The organism is Orenia marismortui DSM 5156, assembly GCF_000379025.1.
Taxonomy (GTDB): domain Bacteria; phylum Bacillota; class Halanaerobiia; order Halobacteroidales; family Halobacteroidaceae; genus Orenia; species Orenia marismortui.
Genome location: NZ_KB900618.1, coordinates 1 through 15,962 on the forward strand (window position 1 = coordinate 1; position 15,962 = coordinate 15,962).

Below are 15,962 nucleotides of genomic sequence, written 5' to 3' on the forward strand. Positions count from 1 at the left end.
ACAATGTTGTCAATAATTTTTCAAAATTATTTTTCAATAACTTTTAAAAACAAAAGATTTCTTAGCGACAACATCAATAAGTTTAACATTTGAATCAATACTTGTCAAGAATCTTTTTGATTTGATAGTGTCAAGTTTCTGTAGGTAAAAGTTTAAAACTCCTCTTTTGATAATTAAAGCAATGACTTTACTGCTTTAAACAGTCTAGTTCTTACTCCTTTATTTATACTTGGGATATTATTGCTTGGTTCAGCAAATTTCTTTTTCAAATTATTTTTCACTACTTTTGATTCTATTTCCACTATTTTTTCTTCTTTTTGCTCTTTTCTTGCTTTCTCTAGAATAATTTCTTTTAATTCGTATTCTGTTCCTCCATTAAATTTAAAAGACCTTAATCTTGCCATCTGATCTACTCCTACTTCAGACCAACCCATTGGTCTTGAACTTAATCTATCTGATAATATATGACTAACATGACCTTCAGCACTACAACCAATAGCATTTTCATCTTTATAATAGTTTACTATTCCAGCCCAGTTATTATAAATATAGCTTCTACTTTGTCTTATCGCTTTCTTCTTAGATTCCTTTTCAGCTTGAGATATCAATTCACTAAATATCTCTTTTATCTGTACTTTATCTAAATTATTTATTCCTTGCCAAAGATCAAATCTAAGCTTTTGGGCATGTCCTGTAGCCTTTAAAACATACTTATTTAAATGATATCTATCTAGTATCTGCTTACTTTTAGGCAACCACTTTAAACCCTCTTTAATCCAAAGTGCCCCATCTCCTGCAATATAAATCTGCTTTATGCTATCAAAGTCGTAATTATCCTCTATATAGTCCATAATTTCTAGCCACAAGTCTTCCGACTTGTTATACATACCTGAAAAGGAATAACTGTTCTTTAACTTATTTCTACCATTTTCTTTAATAATTCCTTCATGAACATAAACTAATCTTGGTACAGCATTCTTCCCGTTTTGCAAAGAAACATGGTCTTCATCAGCTTCTATATATAAATAATCAATCTTTCTTTTTGCTTTCGGATTACTTAATTTATCGTTTTCTATTTTACCTAATTTTCTTATTTTATTCATAACTGTTTGACCTGTTATAGTTAAATTATTCACTACTTCCTCTCCTACTTTGGCGTAAGATTTATCAATTGATAAATCTACTATCTTTGCTTCTAAGCCAGTATCTATCCTTTGATACTTATCTATACCTAATTTTTTATCTGCTAAATGTTCATACTCTTTATTGAACTTAGATTTATAATACCTTCTCTCAAATTCAACTTCACCAAACTCTGTTATCAATTTTCTCTTCTTTTTTCTTACTATCTTCCAATTCTTTTTACGCTCAGGACTTTCCTTAATTACTTCATCTATTACTTCTATAATATACTTACACAACTCTTTACCTAATTCATCAAAGTCTTTTCTTAGAGTATTTATAAAGTCTGAAATATCTTCTTTATCACTCAATAGAATATTTTTTAAAAATTCTTCTGAATTATCCTTAATTTTTTCTCCAAACTGCTGTATAATTGTATCCATAGGGACTCCTCCTTGATGTGTTTTGATTAGGTACTTAACACTTTATCAAAAGAGGAGTCCTTTTTCTAATTTTTTGATTAAATTTACCTACACTTATTTTACACTAAGTAAATGCTAATTGGAAGAGGGGAGGGGTATTGTAAATTGTGGAGAACGCAAAACGTCTTATAACATGAGATTAGCAACATCCCAATTTAGGTGAATAGATGAAAGTCGGGGCTGACTTATGTTAGATTTATAGGTTTATCTTGAGAATAGGAGTATTGTCAGGGACGTCGTGAAGCTGCGGGACGTTAGGCGACAGAGCCGACAAGTGCATCAAAATTGATTTTTTAAATAGTTTTGTAAAAGAAAATATTGATATTATGTTTAATTGAATGTATAATATTATTAAGAATAATGCATAATATATTGTGACAAAAATTAAAAAGAGAGAATATAATATATTCGGGGGTGAGAAAATGGCTACTTTGAGTGTGAATCGTGAGAATATGATTTCTTCTACAGAGGTTGTACGTAATTTTAGCAAAGTTTTAGATAAGTCTAAAGAATCTCCAGTATTTATTATGAGAAATAATGATATTGAAGGGATAATGATGGATATAGAAGAATATGAGATGTTATTAGAAAAGATAGAGTATTTAGAAAATAAATTGGAAGATGCATATATAGCTAAAGAACTTAAAGGAAGAAAAGAAGGATTTGATTTGAAAGATGCAGTAAAAGAGGAGGAAATCATGGATTTATTAGATTGATTATTTGGGAGGACTAAGATATGGAAATAGTGTTTCATCCTGAGGTTAAAGAGGATATAAAAGATTTAGATGGGAATATAAAAAATAGATTAAAAAAGACATTGAAAAAAATAAAAAGGGCACCAAGATTAGGCAAACCTTTAGGAAACCAAGGGAATATAGATTTATCTAATTGTTTGAAAATGTATTTTTATAAAAAGAAATATAGAGTTGTATATGAAATTTTAGATGAAGAAAAGATTATGATTTGGTCTATTGGAAAGAGAGAGGCAGAAGTTGTATATTTCAGTGCTTATAAAAGAATATTGCAAAATGAAGGGAGAAATTAGTATCCCTTTATTTTTTTATGAACTTATTGGATAATTAATGAAAATATAGTATTATAATCTACAAAGGTAGAGATTTGTTAGATATAATGAAATGTTAACTCATTAAATTAAAATTTTAGGAATAAAAGATCGTCGGCTCCATCGCCTAACAGCACGTTAGCGACATCCCAGCTATAAGTATAAATGAAAGTTAGGGTGACTTACGTAAAGCTCAGTGGTTTGATTTGAGATTAGGAGCGTTGGCAGAGACGTCGCGAACCTGCGGGACGTTACACGACATGCTAAGTTCTGTTTGGTACTCAAATTTTCTGTTAGGGTATGGCTTTTAATTCTTGGGAAAATAAGATATAATATTGTTAAATCGAAGTAATTATAGTAGTTAGCGAGGGATAAAAATATATGAAAAGAGAAATTTTAGACCCAAAAGTTGATTTTGTATTTAAACAGATATTTGGCTCGGAAAAGCATCCAGAGATTTTGATTGCATTTCTAAATAGTGTATTTGGAACCAAGGGAACTGAAGAGGAAATTGTAAGTGTAAAGATAGAAAATACAGATGTGGATAAAGATTGGGAAAATGATAAGTTTTCTCGCTTAGATATTAAAGCAACTGCTAATAACAATACTAAGGTAAACATAGAAATTCAGTTAAAAAATCAATATAATATGAAAAGAAGAACATTATATTATTGGAGTAAGTTGTTTGAGTCTCAGATGGAAGAAGGAGATCCGTATCAGAAACTTCAAAAAACTGTAACAATAAATATTTTGAATTTTAATTATTTAAGAGAGAATAATAGGTATCATAATACTTATTTATTAAAAGAAAGAGAGACTAATGAGGTATTAACTGATTTGCAAGAAATTCATTTTATAGAGTTGCCAAAATTAAATGCAGATAGGTTTAAAAACATTGATGAGGTGGAAAGTAAGAGAGATGAGGATAACTTAATTCCTTGGGCACTATTTTTGAAAAATCCTGATAGCGAGGTGATAAAAATGCTTGAGGAAAGAATAAAAGAGTTGAAAGAAGCAGCAGAAATGTTAGAATTATTAAGTCATGATAAAAAAGCTAGAGAGTTATATGAGAGTCGTCAAAAGGCAATTCATGACCAAGTTACTAATATAATAGGTGCTACACAAGAAGCAAGAGAAGAAGGAAAAAAAGAAGGAATGAAATTAGGAGAAGAAAAAGGAATAGAAAAAGGAAGAATGAAAGAGAAAATTGAAACTGCTAAAAATTTATTAAGCATGGGATTAGATATAGAAAAAGTAGTTAAGGCAACCAGTTTAAATAAAGAAGAGGTAGAAAAATTGAAATAAAGTTGAATCCCTGAGTAGTTATATTTTAATCTCAGGGTTATTTTTTTATCTTGGCAATGGGAATAAAATCTTAAAATTATTAAAAACAGTAAATTTGGATTAAATATTTAAAAAGACGCACGTCGTGTAACAGCACTTTAGCGACATCCCAACTTAAGAGGATAAATTAAAAGTGGGGTTGACTTATGTGAGTGGTAGCTTTAATTAGAAGTTGGAGTATTTATGGGGACGTCGCGAATCTCAGGGACGTTATGTGACATTCTCCCCCCAAAAACCATTGAAACCGATGTTAAAACATTGGTTTAATTAACTAATAGAATTCAACTTTTCAGATTGTTTATCATTTCGTTTGGTATATGCTATAATATTTATAAACAATATGATTAATAAATATTAGGAGGGATAGTTTATGAAATGGGAAGAAGTTAGGAAGATATATCCCGATAAATTTGTTAAGTTGGAAGTACTAGATTCTCATATCGATGGGAATAAAGAATATGTCGATGAAGTTGCTGTCATAGATACTGTTTCTGAAGATAATGCTACTAAAGAATTTTTAAAATCTAAAGATAATATTTTGGTTTATAATACTTCAAAGGAAGATATTACTCTTGAAATTAGGAGTAGGATTGGATTAAGAGGAGTATTCAGAAATGAAAATTGAATATAGAAATTACTTATAGAGGTAAATCAAAAATTATTGATAATATAGTAGTAGATACGGGTGCATCAAACTCTTTAATTTCACAAGAAGAAGTAGATGAGATAGGAATAAGAATTAGTAAAGATGATAAAATTGTAACTTTTTATGGAATTGGTGGAACTGAACATGCATTTATAAAGACGATTGATGAGGTTAAGATAGGTGAGCTTAAATTAAATAACTTTTCAATAGATTTTACTCTGTTGCCTTATGAAGATATTAATGGGTTACTAGGAATAGACATATTAATTGAGGGGGGATTTATAATTGATTTAGATATATTAAAAATAGACAGGAAAGATTGATCAAATATATTCTGAATTATAATAGTAGTTTATCACAAGACAGGGATGTGCTTTCTGATAAATATTTTTTTATTATCGCCCGGATATATTTTCCTGTTTAATTATTTTTTAACTATAAAATTATTTGAAGTTAAGGTAAAAATATTGGGGAGAACGATCACATAACAGGGTATTAACAACATCAGTTTCAGTGCTGACTTATGAAATTTAGTTTTACTTTGATATCAGAATTATAATTGCAGATTGGAGAGGTTACTTATATTTACAGATGGACGTCGTGAATTTCCAGGACGTTATGTGACAGAAATGGATGGAAGTTTATTATTTTTAATTAAATTAAAAGAATAGGGGTTGAAGAAAAATGTTTTTAAATGTTTTTATATGAAAAGAAGTTTTTATTATTAGGGTTGTGTTTATTTGTATTAATTACTTTTGTAGGATGTTCCGATTCAGATACAGAAAATTTATCTAAAGAATTTACAATAACAACTAAAGTAGTGGAAGGTTTAGGGGAAATAAAAGTTATTCCAGAACAAGAAACATATAAAAAAGGAACAGAAGTAACTATAAAAGCTAATAGATATATTATATCAGATATTGTAGCCTCTTATAAATTTAGTCATTGGACAGGAAGCTCATCTGGAAAGGAAAGTGAACAGACTTCCCCAATAACTAGTGATATGGAAATAGGGGCTGTTTTTATTTCAACAGAAATTGAAGAAAATAAATGGATTTTTAATACTGATGATGATATAAAATCAAGTCCGGCGATAGGAGAAGATGGTACTGTTTATGTTGGCAGTAATGATGGTAATTTATATGCAATAAATCCAGATGGGACAGAAAAGTGGAAGTTTACAAGTGAACTTTCAGATGAAATAATAACATCAAGTCCAGCAATAGGAGAAGATGGTACTATTTATATTGGCAGTCAACTAGACTTATATGCAATTAATTCAGACGGGACAAAAAAATGGAGATTAAACACTTTGAGCACATTACATTCAACCCCAGCAATTGCTTCAGATGGCACAATTTATGTTGGTAGTACAAGAGGAGAATTATATCAAATTAATCCAAATGGAAATGAAGAATGGAAATTTATACTTCCTTGGCAAACAGGTTCTAGTCCAGTAATAGGTGAGGATGGAACAGTTTATATTGGTGGTTTAGGACCAGATAATTTAAAAATTGGTTATATATATGCCTTTGAAGGAACTGGTTCAGGTTTAGCAAATAGTTCATGGCCTATGTTCGGAAATAATATAAGACATACAGGGAAAAAAGGTAACTAGTTTTGTCTCTAAGGACGCCATCCATATCCATCACATAACAGTGGATTAGCTACACATCACTTGAGAATATGAATAGCGGCTAGGGTTGACTTATGTAAGATTGCGGCTTAATTAGAAAATAGGAGCACTAATGGAACGTCGCGAACCCCAGGAACGTTAGATGAAATTATACTTTGTTGATATGAATAGTTTTTTCAGTTAAAAGAAGATCTTTTTAATTAGTTTAAGTATGGGTTTAAAAGAATGATTTTTATTGCGGGGAGTTAAAAGTTGTATGACATATTTTCAGTTGTATTTACAAAAAAATCAATACTTGTAATTTTATATTATAAGTAAATAAATTTAGTCGAGAATATTCGTAAGTAAAAAGGAGGTCAAATCATGATTATATGGAGTGGAGCAGGAATCTTAGTGCCAATAGTTACTTTTTTATCTCTTATTTTATCTGAGTTATCTATAGAATTTTTATTTAATTCTCAAAATTATTATCAAGAACATGGGTGGCCTAAATTAGTTGGCTTTCTTATTGCAGGTGTAATTTGTAAAATTACAGAAAAAAAGTTAAATAAAAACTGGAATAGTATATTTATTGATAAGGAAACAGGAGAAGAAGTGGTAATCAAAACAAAACATACTTTCTTTTTTATAACCATGGAAATGTGGGGGATGATCATGCTTCCTATTTTTGGAATTGCTTTTCTATTTGTAAGAGGGTAATTCTAATAAATTTATATTATAGAGGCGGTGAATTTAGTGGTTACAAGAATTGAATTTGCTTTTTTAGTACAAGGGATTGTATTTTTAGGTTGGATAGTTTCAGGTGGTATATTAAAAAATACAAGTGATAATATTACATGTTTTTCTGGATTTGTTATTGCTGGATTATTTTGTTTTATATCAGGGAAGTTATTGAATAAAAAAGGAAAAGTTCTTATTAATAAAGAAACTGAAGAAGAAATTATAGTAAAGACAAAGTATACCTTTCTTTTTATTAATGTAGAATATTGGGGATATATTCTTCTAATTATAGGAAGTGGAGCTTTATTTCTACTTTGATCGTGAAAACGTACAACTTCGTCTAACAGCACCTTAGCGACATTCCAATAGTGAGCGCAAATGAAAGTAGGACTGACTTATGTGAGGTTGCTAGGTTTAATTGAAGTTAGGAGCATTAATGGGGACGTCGCGAATCTCAGGAACGTTATCAGACATGCCCCCTTATGAGAGAGGAGAAGATATTATGGAGAAATTAGAAAAAAAGATTTCTAAAAACATGGATAATCCTAGTGAGTTAGAGATTATTTTTAGGAAAAATCCTGATGAATTTAGAATGGCTTTTGATAAAGTATTTTCAGAAAATCCTAATTCTTTAGTTTTAAGAGTTTGGAAAGAAAGACTATATTTTAAATCTTCTAAGCAAGTTAAAAAGGAATCGCAAAATAATTCAAATGGAATAGTATTTATTACTGTTTTATCTTTATTTGCAGGAACTATTGCAAAAATAGTTTTTGGATTAATGGAAAGTAATTCATTGAATCCTGCTAATTTAATTTTTTCAGTATTACCAGTGTTAGCCTTCTATTTTATTATGAGGAATAAAATTCCCCCAAAAATTGTTTTAGTGGTTTCAGCTCTTTTTATAGGCTCATTAACATATATCAATATTTTACCTATTGATAATGCTTCAGATAGTATATATCTTGCTAATTTACATCTGCCATTTTTCTTATGGACTTTAGTAGGGGTTGCATTTATAGGAAATGATATTACAAATCTACATAAACGAATGGATTATTTGCGATATAATGGAGAGGTTGTGATTTATAGTACTATTATTCTGATTTGTGGAGTTATTTTAACTGGTTTAACACTTAGTCTATTTATGGTTGTTGATATTAATATTACTGAATTTTATATTACTACGGTTGTAGTATATGGAATTGCAGCTACACCAATTGTAGCTACTTATTTAAATAGAGTTAGAAATAATGTAGTTGATGATTTTGCACCATATTTAGCAAAAATATTTAGTCCACTTATTCTTGTGACCTTAGTTATATATTTAATTATAGTTGTTGTATTACAGAAAAATCCGTATACAGATAGAAATTTTTTGCTTATTTTTAATATGATGCTTTTAACGGTTTTAGCAATAACTATATTTACTATATCAGAAAGAAAAGCTGATTCTTCGAAAAATTTAAATGACTATATAACTGCTTCTTTAATAGCTGTAGCTTTATTAATTAATGGAGTTGCTTTATCAGCTATTTTGTTTAGATTAACTTCCTATGGTATAACTCCAAATAGAATTGCTGTATTAGGAGTAAATTTAATAGTTTTTGTAAACCTGATTTTAATAACAATTAATTATTATGGGTTCTTAGTAGGTAAGAATACAATTGAATCAGTTGAGAAATCAATTACTAAATATTTGCCTATATATTCTATATGGACTATTATTGTTACCTTTATTTTTCCATTAATTTTTAATTTTAAGTAAAGGGAACTACTTCGCCCAGTAAGATCCCAGTTGATATGCATAAATGAGGGCTGGGCTGACTTATGTTAGATTTATAGGTTTATCTTAAGAATAGTGGATTATTGAGGATGTCGCGAATCTGGGGGACCTTATCTGACATACATACATAGTCACTTTATTTGTTTACCCATATATAAAATGAAAATATGTAGGAAATATTATAAAAGTTTGTTTATTAAAGGATATTTACTGTATAACAAGAATTATCTATATAATTTAAGATAAGCAAAATGAATTTATTATATAAAAGTTACAAGGGGGTATAAAAATATGAGGTTATGCATTGTTTTAACTCCATGCAAAGTTAAATTAAGATAAAATTGCATGGAGATATCAAAAATTTAATTTGACTTTGCTACTTTGATAATTCTTTATATTAAATTAATCAAGGAGCATTCCTGTAATAAATAAATATCTAGATAGACAAAAAGAGCACCTCCTGATATAATACGGGGTATCTAAAAGATCCCTAAATAAAAAGGAGGTACTCATAAAATGAATTATAATCGAAATCGTAAAATAATGCAAGTAAAAACTTCAACTTTAGTGATTGGGGTTGATATTGCAAAGAAAAAGCATGTTGCAAGAGCTCAAGATTATCGTGGTATTGAATACGGAAAAGCGTTAGCTTTTCAAAATTCAAAAGAAGGATTTGATAACTTTTCAAAGTGGATGTTTAAATTAAAAGATCAATATGAGAAAGAAGATATAATAGTTGGAATGGAGCCAACAGGTCATTATTGGTTGAATTTAGCTCAACTTTTAAGATGCAAGGAAATAAAGTTGGTATTAGTCAATCCAAGTCATACAAAGAGAAGTAAAGAGTTAGATGATAATTCTCCGACAAAGAATGATAAGAAAGATGCTAAAGTAATAGCTCAATTAGTTAAAGATGGGCGCTATTCAGAGCCTAATATACCAGTTGGTGTTTATGCTGATGTTCGTGTAGCAATGACCCATATGGAAAGATTAAATAAAGATTTACAACGGGTAGTAGGAAAGATACATCAGTTTATTGATAAGTATTTTCCTGAATATTTAACAGTATTTAAAGGTTGGGATGGAAAGGCGTCTTTAGTTACACTAAAGACATTTCCTCTGCCGTCTGAAGTAGTAAAAATGACACCAGAAGAAATAGTTTCAATTTGGAAGAAAAAAGTTAAAAGAGCAGTTGGAATAAAACGAGCTAAAAAGCTTATAAGAGCTGCTGAAAATTCAGTAGGTTTAACTGAAGGAGCTGAAATAGCAAAGTTTGAATTAAATTATTTCTTAGATCAATATGAAAATATAACAAATCAAAGCGAAGAATTAACCAATAAAATAGAAGAGTTATTAAAGAAAGTACCAGATTCAGAATCAATGTTAAGTATCAAAGGGGTAGGAATAAAGACAGTAGCAGGATTTATTTCAGAAGTTGGAGATATAAATAACTATGAACATCCACGACAAATACAAAAGCTAGCAGGGTTGAATTTAATGGAAAATAGTTCAGGCAAACATAAGGGAAGAACTTGTATTACTAAAAGGGGAAGAGCTAAATTGAGAGCTTTACTATATAGAGTGATGCTGCCTCTGGTAGCAAAGAACGAAGAGTTTAAAGCACTTCATGAATACTACACAACTCGCTCTGAAAACCCTTTGAAGAAAAAGCAATCCCTAGTAGCTTTATCATGCAAATTAATTAGAGTATTATTTGCCTTATGGAAAAAGCAAGTGAAATATGATAGTGAAAAATTATTTAGAGATATTAAGCGTTCAAATTTACAGGAAGCTGCTTAAAGATATTTAAAGTAAATTATTGGAATGTAAATTTTATAATATAAATCAATTATTTATGTTTGTTTTTCTTAGAGTAAGTACTTTGAAAAAGGAAGACTGGAAGAGCTGGAATTAATTTTTTCAATACGGGCATAGACCCTGACAAGGAGCATATCCAGCCTCCACCCATGGATAGGTAGAACGAAGGAATGTAGGGACATAGATCCTGGGAGATATGGGAGGTTAAACTACCATGGAGATGTGGAGTTCCAATAAGCGACCATATTTTTTAAAATAATTGTTAAGTTTTTGGGGTTAGTTTATCCTTTCAATTCCAAATATTAATTGGTTTTAATAATTAAATCCATATTCCTTTTTTATAAGAAAACGAAATTCTAAGAATGAATGAGCATGAGTGAGATAAATTTAATTTATAGAGGGAGGAAAGTTAGAATGATATTAAGAGGAAACACATATTCAAAAACGCTTGAAATGGAAACGGGAATTACAGTTGTTACATCTAATAAAATTATAGAAGAAGTTAAATATAAAGTAGCATATTTATTACATGGTCTTTGCGGAAGAAATGGTGACTTAGCAGATTATACAATGTTACCTGCATTTGCAAATGATTATAATATTATATTTATTATGCCAGAGGTGGCGAGAAGTTTTTATACAGATATGAAATATGGGTTGAAATATTTTAGTTATATTACAGAAGAATTGCCTATAATTTGTAAAAGTATCTTTAACATATCATCCAAAAGAGAAGATACTATAATTATGGGAGCATCAATGGGTGGATATGGAGCTTTGAAATCTGCTCTATCAAAGCCTGAACAATATGGATATTGCTGTGCTTTTTCATCACCTTGTTTATATTTAAAAGAAGGTTTAGAAATGCAGAGAATGTATGGTCATACAGAGGAATTTAAACAAACTTATGGTGAACAAATGATAAAGGATTTTCATGCAATATTTGGTGCTGAGCTTAAGTGGGATTCAAGATATGAAATAATGGAGTTAGCGAAGAAGATAAATCATAAAAAGACAAAGCCAATTATCTATGCAACATGTGGAACTAAAGATCATCTAAGAGAGGATAATATTCGATTTAGAGAAGAAATGAAAATGCTTGATTTTGATTTTATTTTTGAAGAATGGGAAGGTAATCATGATTGGTATTTCTTTAATGAATCTATAAGGAGAGCTTTGAAAAAACTTATCTAAGATAGAGTTATAGGGTTATATTGTTATATGATTTGTAGTTATAATTTTAAAATGGAGGGCAGGAAACTGTCCTTTATTTTAATATAAGAAATATTTTAAATATATTCTTATATTTATCATATAGTTCTAGATTTGTATATACGTCAGATAAGATGACCTTAGCAACATCCCAATAGTGAGGATAAATGAGGGTTGGGGCTGACTTATCTAAGATTTATAGTATTATTTGAGATTGGGAGCATTATCAGGGACACCGCCAATACTAGGAGGTTATACGACATTTAAACTCAAAGTAATAAATTAACAATATCAGGAGATGTTTTATGTGAAATATAATAATAATTAGGATTATTTTTAGTTAAAAGATAATTTTTCTAATTAGTGTGAGAAAAATAAATCATTAAAATAGATTCATAGATATTTACACAAATTCTTTATTATAAATGGGGAAATTTAGCTAAGAGTATTCTAATTTAGAAAATGAGGAGTGATAATATGGAATATATAATTGATAAAATGGAATATGAAGATTGGGAAGAGGTAAGAGAAATTTATCTTGAAGGAATAAAGACAGGGAATTCAACTTTTCAGATTAAAGCCCCAAATTGGAAAGAATGGGATAAAGGACATAGCTCAGAATGTCGTTTAGTTGCTAAAGAAGGAGATGATGTTCTAGGGTGGGCAGCATTAAGTCCAGTTTCTAGTAGATGTGTTTATTCTGGTGTTGCTGAGGTAAGTATTTATATAGCTTCACAATATAGAGGTAATGGTATAGGAACTGATTTGTTAAAAGAATTAATTGAAATATCAGAAAGAAATGAATTTTGGACATTACAAGCAGGTATTTTCCCAGAGAATAGATCTAGTTTATTATTACATAAAAATTGTGGTTTTAGAGAAGTGGGGATAAGAGAGAAGATTGGAAAGATGAAAAATGGTGAGTGGCGTGATGTTGTTTTATTAGAAAGAAGAAGTAATAAAGTAGGAATAAAATAATAAAGTGCAGGATCTGACCATCGTATAAGAGTAGATTAGTTACATTCCATAGTGGTATATAAGGTAGTTATGCAAGAGCTAGAGTTTATATTAGATTAGGAGTATTATAGGGGATATCGCGAATCTGAGGAAAATTGTATAAATTTAATAAAAATTGTTTTATTTTGATAAACATCAAGAAATCAAGGGAGAGAGAAGAATGAAAATATATCAAGTAGATGCTTTTACTGATAAAGCATTTAAAGGAAATCCAGCAGCTGTATGTATATTATCGGAATTGAAAGAAGATAGTTGGATGCAGAATGTAGCAGGAGAAATGAATTTGTCGGAAACTGCATTTCTTTATAAAGAAAAAGAGGGGTATAATTTACGTTGGTTTACTCCAAAACATGAAGAAGATCTGTGTGGACATGCTACTTTGGCTAGTGCATATGTACTATGGGAAACTCAAAGAGTGGGTGAGGATGAAGAAATATATTTTAATACAAGAAGTGGAGTATTAACTGCAAAGAAAAATAAAGAATGGATAGAACTAAATTTTCCAATTGAAGCTGAAAAAGAAGCAGAAGCTCCAGATATGCTAATAAAGGCATTAGGAATAAAACCTAAATATATCGGAAGAAATCGTCTTGATTTTTTAGTAGAAGTTGAATCTGAAGAAATTGTTAGAAATATTAAACCTGATTTTAAACTTTTGGATAGTGTTAAAACGAGAGGAGTTATTGTAACTAGTAAATCTAGCTCAGAAAAATATGATTTCGTTTCAAGATTTTTTGCCCCAGAAGTTGGAGTGAATGAAGATCCAGTTACTGGTTCAGCACATTGCTGTTTAGCTCCATTTTGGAAAAAGAAATTGAAAAAAGATGAATTTTTAGCTTATCAAGCATCAGAAAGAGGTGGAATGATAAAAGTTAAATTAGAAAAAGACAGAGTTTATTTGAATGGGAAGGCTGTAATGATATTAGATGGTAGATTATTAAAATAGTATGGAACTAATACAAAGTAGGTTTTCTGAACTTCATATAACATATGTTATATGATATTTTGTTATTGTAATTATTATCTTATTTTTTAAGATTTAAATAAATTAAAGTTAATTATACCATCCTTAAATCAGATATTTTGCTTAATGAAAACTTTATATTTTTATTTAGATAATTTATTACGAGTTAGCTTTAGATAAACTCAAGTTTAAGCATAAATTAAGATTAGAGCGAACTTAAGTCAGGTTGTACTTCTAGGCTAATGAGGATCTTCAAGAATCTTAGCTACCATTTTAATTTTAGTCATTTATTAAAAGATAGGAGGGGTAAAAATGGGATTAAAACATTTATTGACAAACTATTGGTGGGGTATTTTAATAGGAATTCTCTTATTAATTATCCTAGCTTTTATAATCGCTAACCTTCAAATGAGATGGAAAATTTCCAGGGAAGTAGAATTATTAATGAATGTATCAGAACAAAAGAAAGAAGAAAAAGAATCAAGGTTAATTATTGAAAAGGATTTAGAAATACTTCCGAAGCCAGTAAAGAAATGGCTAAAATACGTTGGGGTTGTAGGCCAAGAAAAAATTCGTACTGTAACATTTTCTCAGCGGGGGAAAATGAGATTAGATCCAAAACAAGAAAAGTGGGTAGAAGCTAAAGCTAAACAATATGTAAGGGTGGATGAACCAGGATACTTATGGCATGTTGATCTGCCAATGATCCCGGTAGTCCATATCAAAGGTAGAGACTTGTTTTATGAGGGTAAAGCTTCTATAGAGATTCGTATTGGATCTTTAATACCGGTTGTTAACGTAGGTAGTAACAAAAAAGTGAATGAATCATCGCTTCATCGTTTTTTACTAGAACTGCCTTGGTATCCAACTGCAGCTATTGAAAATTATATAACTTGGGAGGCACTTAATAAACAAAGTGCTAAAGCAATTTTGTCTTATCGTGGGATATCTGTTGAAGCAATTTTTTACTTTAAAGAAGATGGAGAGCTTAGCAGAATAGAAAGTCTTCGCTATAAAGAAAGTGATAAAGAAGCTGAGAGAATTCCCTGTATTGGTGAGATCAAAGGGCAGATTATCGTAGATGGATTAAAAATTCCACATCGCATTGATGTAACATGGATAATTGATGGCAAGGCTTTTACTTGGTATAAACTTGAAAATTTTGATATTCATATGGATAGGAAATAAGGTTCTTTTATTTAAACTTTAAGTAAGTAGATAATAAATTCAGGTTATTAACTTTGATGAGTTATAGACCTTTGTAAGGACAGTTAAAGAAATTAGATAATATTGAAGGTTAAGTAGCCTTAAGTGGATATTTTAAAAGTATAATAATTATTTATTATTAAAATCAGGGATAGATTTTATGTTAACTTACCATAATCAGTCAGATATTTGTGTTCTTGTTATTCATGAGATTTATGGAATCAACCAACATATGCAAACTATATGTGAAAAATTATCAGATTGTAGATTTGATGTTATCTGCCCAAATTTATTGCAAAGAGAAGATTGTTATAGTTATTGTGATGAAAAGGATGCTTATCAAAATTTCAAAGAAAATATCGGTTTTTCATTAGCAACAAGAAGAGTAAAAGCGTTATTGTATAAGATTAGAGATAAGTATGAGATTATTATAGTAGTTGGTTTTAGTATAGGAGCAACAATAGCTTGGCTATGTAGTAATGATAAAAATCTTTGTGATATCATAATTGGCTATTATGGTTCAAAAATTAGAGATTATACAGAAATACTGCCTAAATCTCCAACTATATTATTTTTCCCAGAGGAAGAGAAGGAATTCAATGTATTAAATTTAATCGAGAAGATAAAAGAAAACACAAATATTAAAATTTATAAATTTAAAGCAGAACATGGATTTAGTGATCCTTATTCAAGCAAATATTGTTTTAAAACAGCAAAGAAGGCGGAAGAAAAGATGATGGAATTCATACAAGACTATATTGATGATTTTATTGTGGGATGAGAGATTTTAGAACATTTCTCATTTGAAAGAATTTATAAAATTATAGGGAAGGTTGTAAAAGTAGGAACTAAGAATAAGCTTAATATTTCTAGAAGAAAATTAAACAAAGCAAGAGCATTGGGACGTGATTTGTAGAAAATCTTTTAAATTTATTAAAGCTTCGATATA

General features: G+C 29.5%; 16 protein-coding genes. 15 read left to right on the plus strand and 1 reads right to left on the minus strand.

The annotated features are described in order from the left end of the window. Nucleotides 1–173 precede the first annotated feature (173 nt). Nucleotides 174–1,565 (minus strand): ISLre2 family transposase, encoded by a 1,392-nt coding sequence (locus tag OREMA_RS0105965; protein ID WP_018248361.1) that lies wholly within the window; start codon nt 1,563–1,565, stop codon nt 174–176. 461 nt (nt 1,566–2,026) lie between these two features. On the opposite strand from OREMA_RS0105965, the gene OREMA_RS0105970 reads away from it, so the two are divergent. The 15 genes from OREMA_RS0105970 to OREMA_RS0106040 all read left to right on the plus strand — a co-directional run bounded on the left by OREMA_RS0105970 (nt 2,027) and on the right by OREMA_RS0106040 (nt 15,794). Beyond that, entirely contained in the window at nt 2,027–2,320 is a 294-nt protein-coding gene (locus OREMA_RS0105970; RefSeq protein WP_018248362.1) for a type II toxin-antitoxin system Phd/YefM family antitoxin, read from the plus strand. 20 nt (nt 2,321–2,340) lie between these two features. After that, complete coding sequence (locus OREMA_RS0105975; protein ID WP_018248363.1) at nt 2,341–2,649, plus strand: type II toxin-antitoxin system RelE family toxin; 309 nt, start codon at nt 2,341–2,343, stop codon at nt 2,647–2,649. A 399-nt stretch (nt 2,650–3,048) separates the two neighbouring features. Continuing rightward, nucleotides 3,049–3,972, plus strand: a complete 924-nt coding sequence (locus OREMA_RS0105980) for an Rpn family recombination-promoting nuclease/putative transposase (RefSeq protein WP_018248364.1) — start codon at nt 3,049–3,051, stop codon at nt 3,970–3,972. A 409-nt stretch (nt 3,973–4,381) separates the two neighbouring features. Beyond that, the gene (locus OREMA_RS0105985; protein WP_018248365.1) at nt 4,382–4,636 is read left to right on the plus strand and encodes a hypothetical protein; all 255 of its coding nucleotides are present in this window, start codon (nt 4,382–4,384) and stop codon (nt 4,634–4,636) included. After that, nucleotides 4,633–4,980, plus strand: coding sequence for a retropepsin-like aspartic protease (locus tag OREMA_RS0105990; RefSeq protein ID WP_018248366.1), 348 nt, complete (start codon nt 4,633–4,635; stop codon nt 4,978–4,980). The genes OREMA_RS0105985 and OREMA_RS0105990 overlap by 4 nt, the downstream gene beginning before the upstream one ends. A gap of 371 nt (nt 4,981–5,351) precedes the next feature. Further along, nucleotides 5,352–6,275 carry an outer membrane protein assembly factor BamB family protein gene (locus tag OREMA_RS18250; RefSeq protein WP_018248367.1) on the plus strand — a complete coding sequence of 308 codons (924 nt, stop codon included), beginning with the start codon at nt 5,352–5,354 and terminating at the stop codon, nt 6,273–6,275. A gap of 381 nt (nt 6,276–6,656) precedes the next feature. Beyond that, nucleotides 6,657–6,992, plus strand: a complete 336-nt coding sequence (locus tag OREMA_RS0106000; protein ID WP_018248368.1) for a hypothetical protein — start codon at nt 6,657–6,659, stop codon at nt 6,990–6,992. Between the two features lie 36 nt (nt 6,993–7,028). Beyond that, the gene (locus tag OREMA_RS18255; RefSeq protein WP_018248369.1) at nt 7,029–7,331 is read left to right on the plus strand and encodes a hypothetical protein; all 303 of its coding nucleotides are present in this window, start codon (nt 7,029–7,031) and stop codon (nt 7,329–7,331) included. 100 nt (nt 7,332–7,431) lie between these two features. Next, nucleotides 7,432–8,778 carry a DUF4153 domain-containing protein gene (locus OREMA_RS0106010; RefSeq protein ID WP_211205752.1) on the plus strand — a complete coding sequence of 449 codons (1,347 nt, stop codon included), beginning with the start codon at nt 7,432–7,434 and terminating at the stop codon, nt 8,776–8,778. 534 nt (nt 8,779–9,312) lie between these two features. Beyond that, nucleotides 9,313–10,596, plus strand: coding sequence for an IS110 family RNA-guided transposase (locus OREMA_RS0106015; protein WP_018248371.1), 1,284 nt, complete (start codon nt 9,313–9,315; stop codon nt 10,594–10,596). A 432-nt stretch (nt 10,597–11,028) separates the two neighbouring features. Continuing rightward, nucleotides 11,029–11,808, plus strand: coding sequence for an alpha/beta hydrolase (locus OREMA_RS0106020; RefSeq protein ID WP_018248372.1), 780 nt, complete (start codon nt 11,029–11,031; stop codon nt 11,806–11,808). 495 nt (nt 11,809–12,303) lie between these two features. Beyond that, the gene (locus tag OREMA_RS0106025) at nt 12,304–12,804 is read left to right on the plus strand and encodes a GNAT family N-acetyltransferase (protein ID WP_018248373.1); all 501 of its coding nucleotides are present in this window, start codon (nt 12,304–12,306) and stop codon (nt 12,802–12,804) included. A gap of 199 nt (nt 12,805–13,003) precedes the next feature. Further along, the gene (locus OREMA_RS0106030; RefSeq protein ID WP_018248374.1) at nt 13,004–13,789 is read left to right on the plus strand and encodes a PhzF family phenazine biosynthesis protein; all 786 of its coding nucleotides are present in this window, start codon (nt 13,004–13,006) and stop codon (nt 13,787–13,789) included. Between the two features lie 330 nt (nt 13,790–14,119). Then, entirely contained in the window at nt 14,120–14,995 is an 876-nt protein-coding gene (locus tag OREMA_RS17250; RefSeq protein WP_018248375.1) for a DUF6920 family protein, read from the plus strand. 178 nt (nt 14,996–15,173) lie between these two features. Next, nucleotides 15,174–15,794, plus strand: a complete 621-nt coding sequence (locus OREMA_RS0106040; RefSeq protein ID WP_018248376.1) for a dienelactone hydrolase family protein — start codon at nt 15,174–15,176, stop codon at nt 15,792–15,794. Nucleotides 15,795–15,962 lie beyond the last annotated feature (168 nt).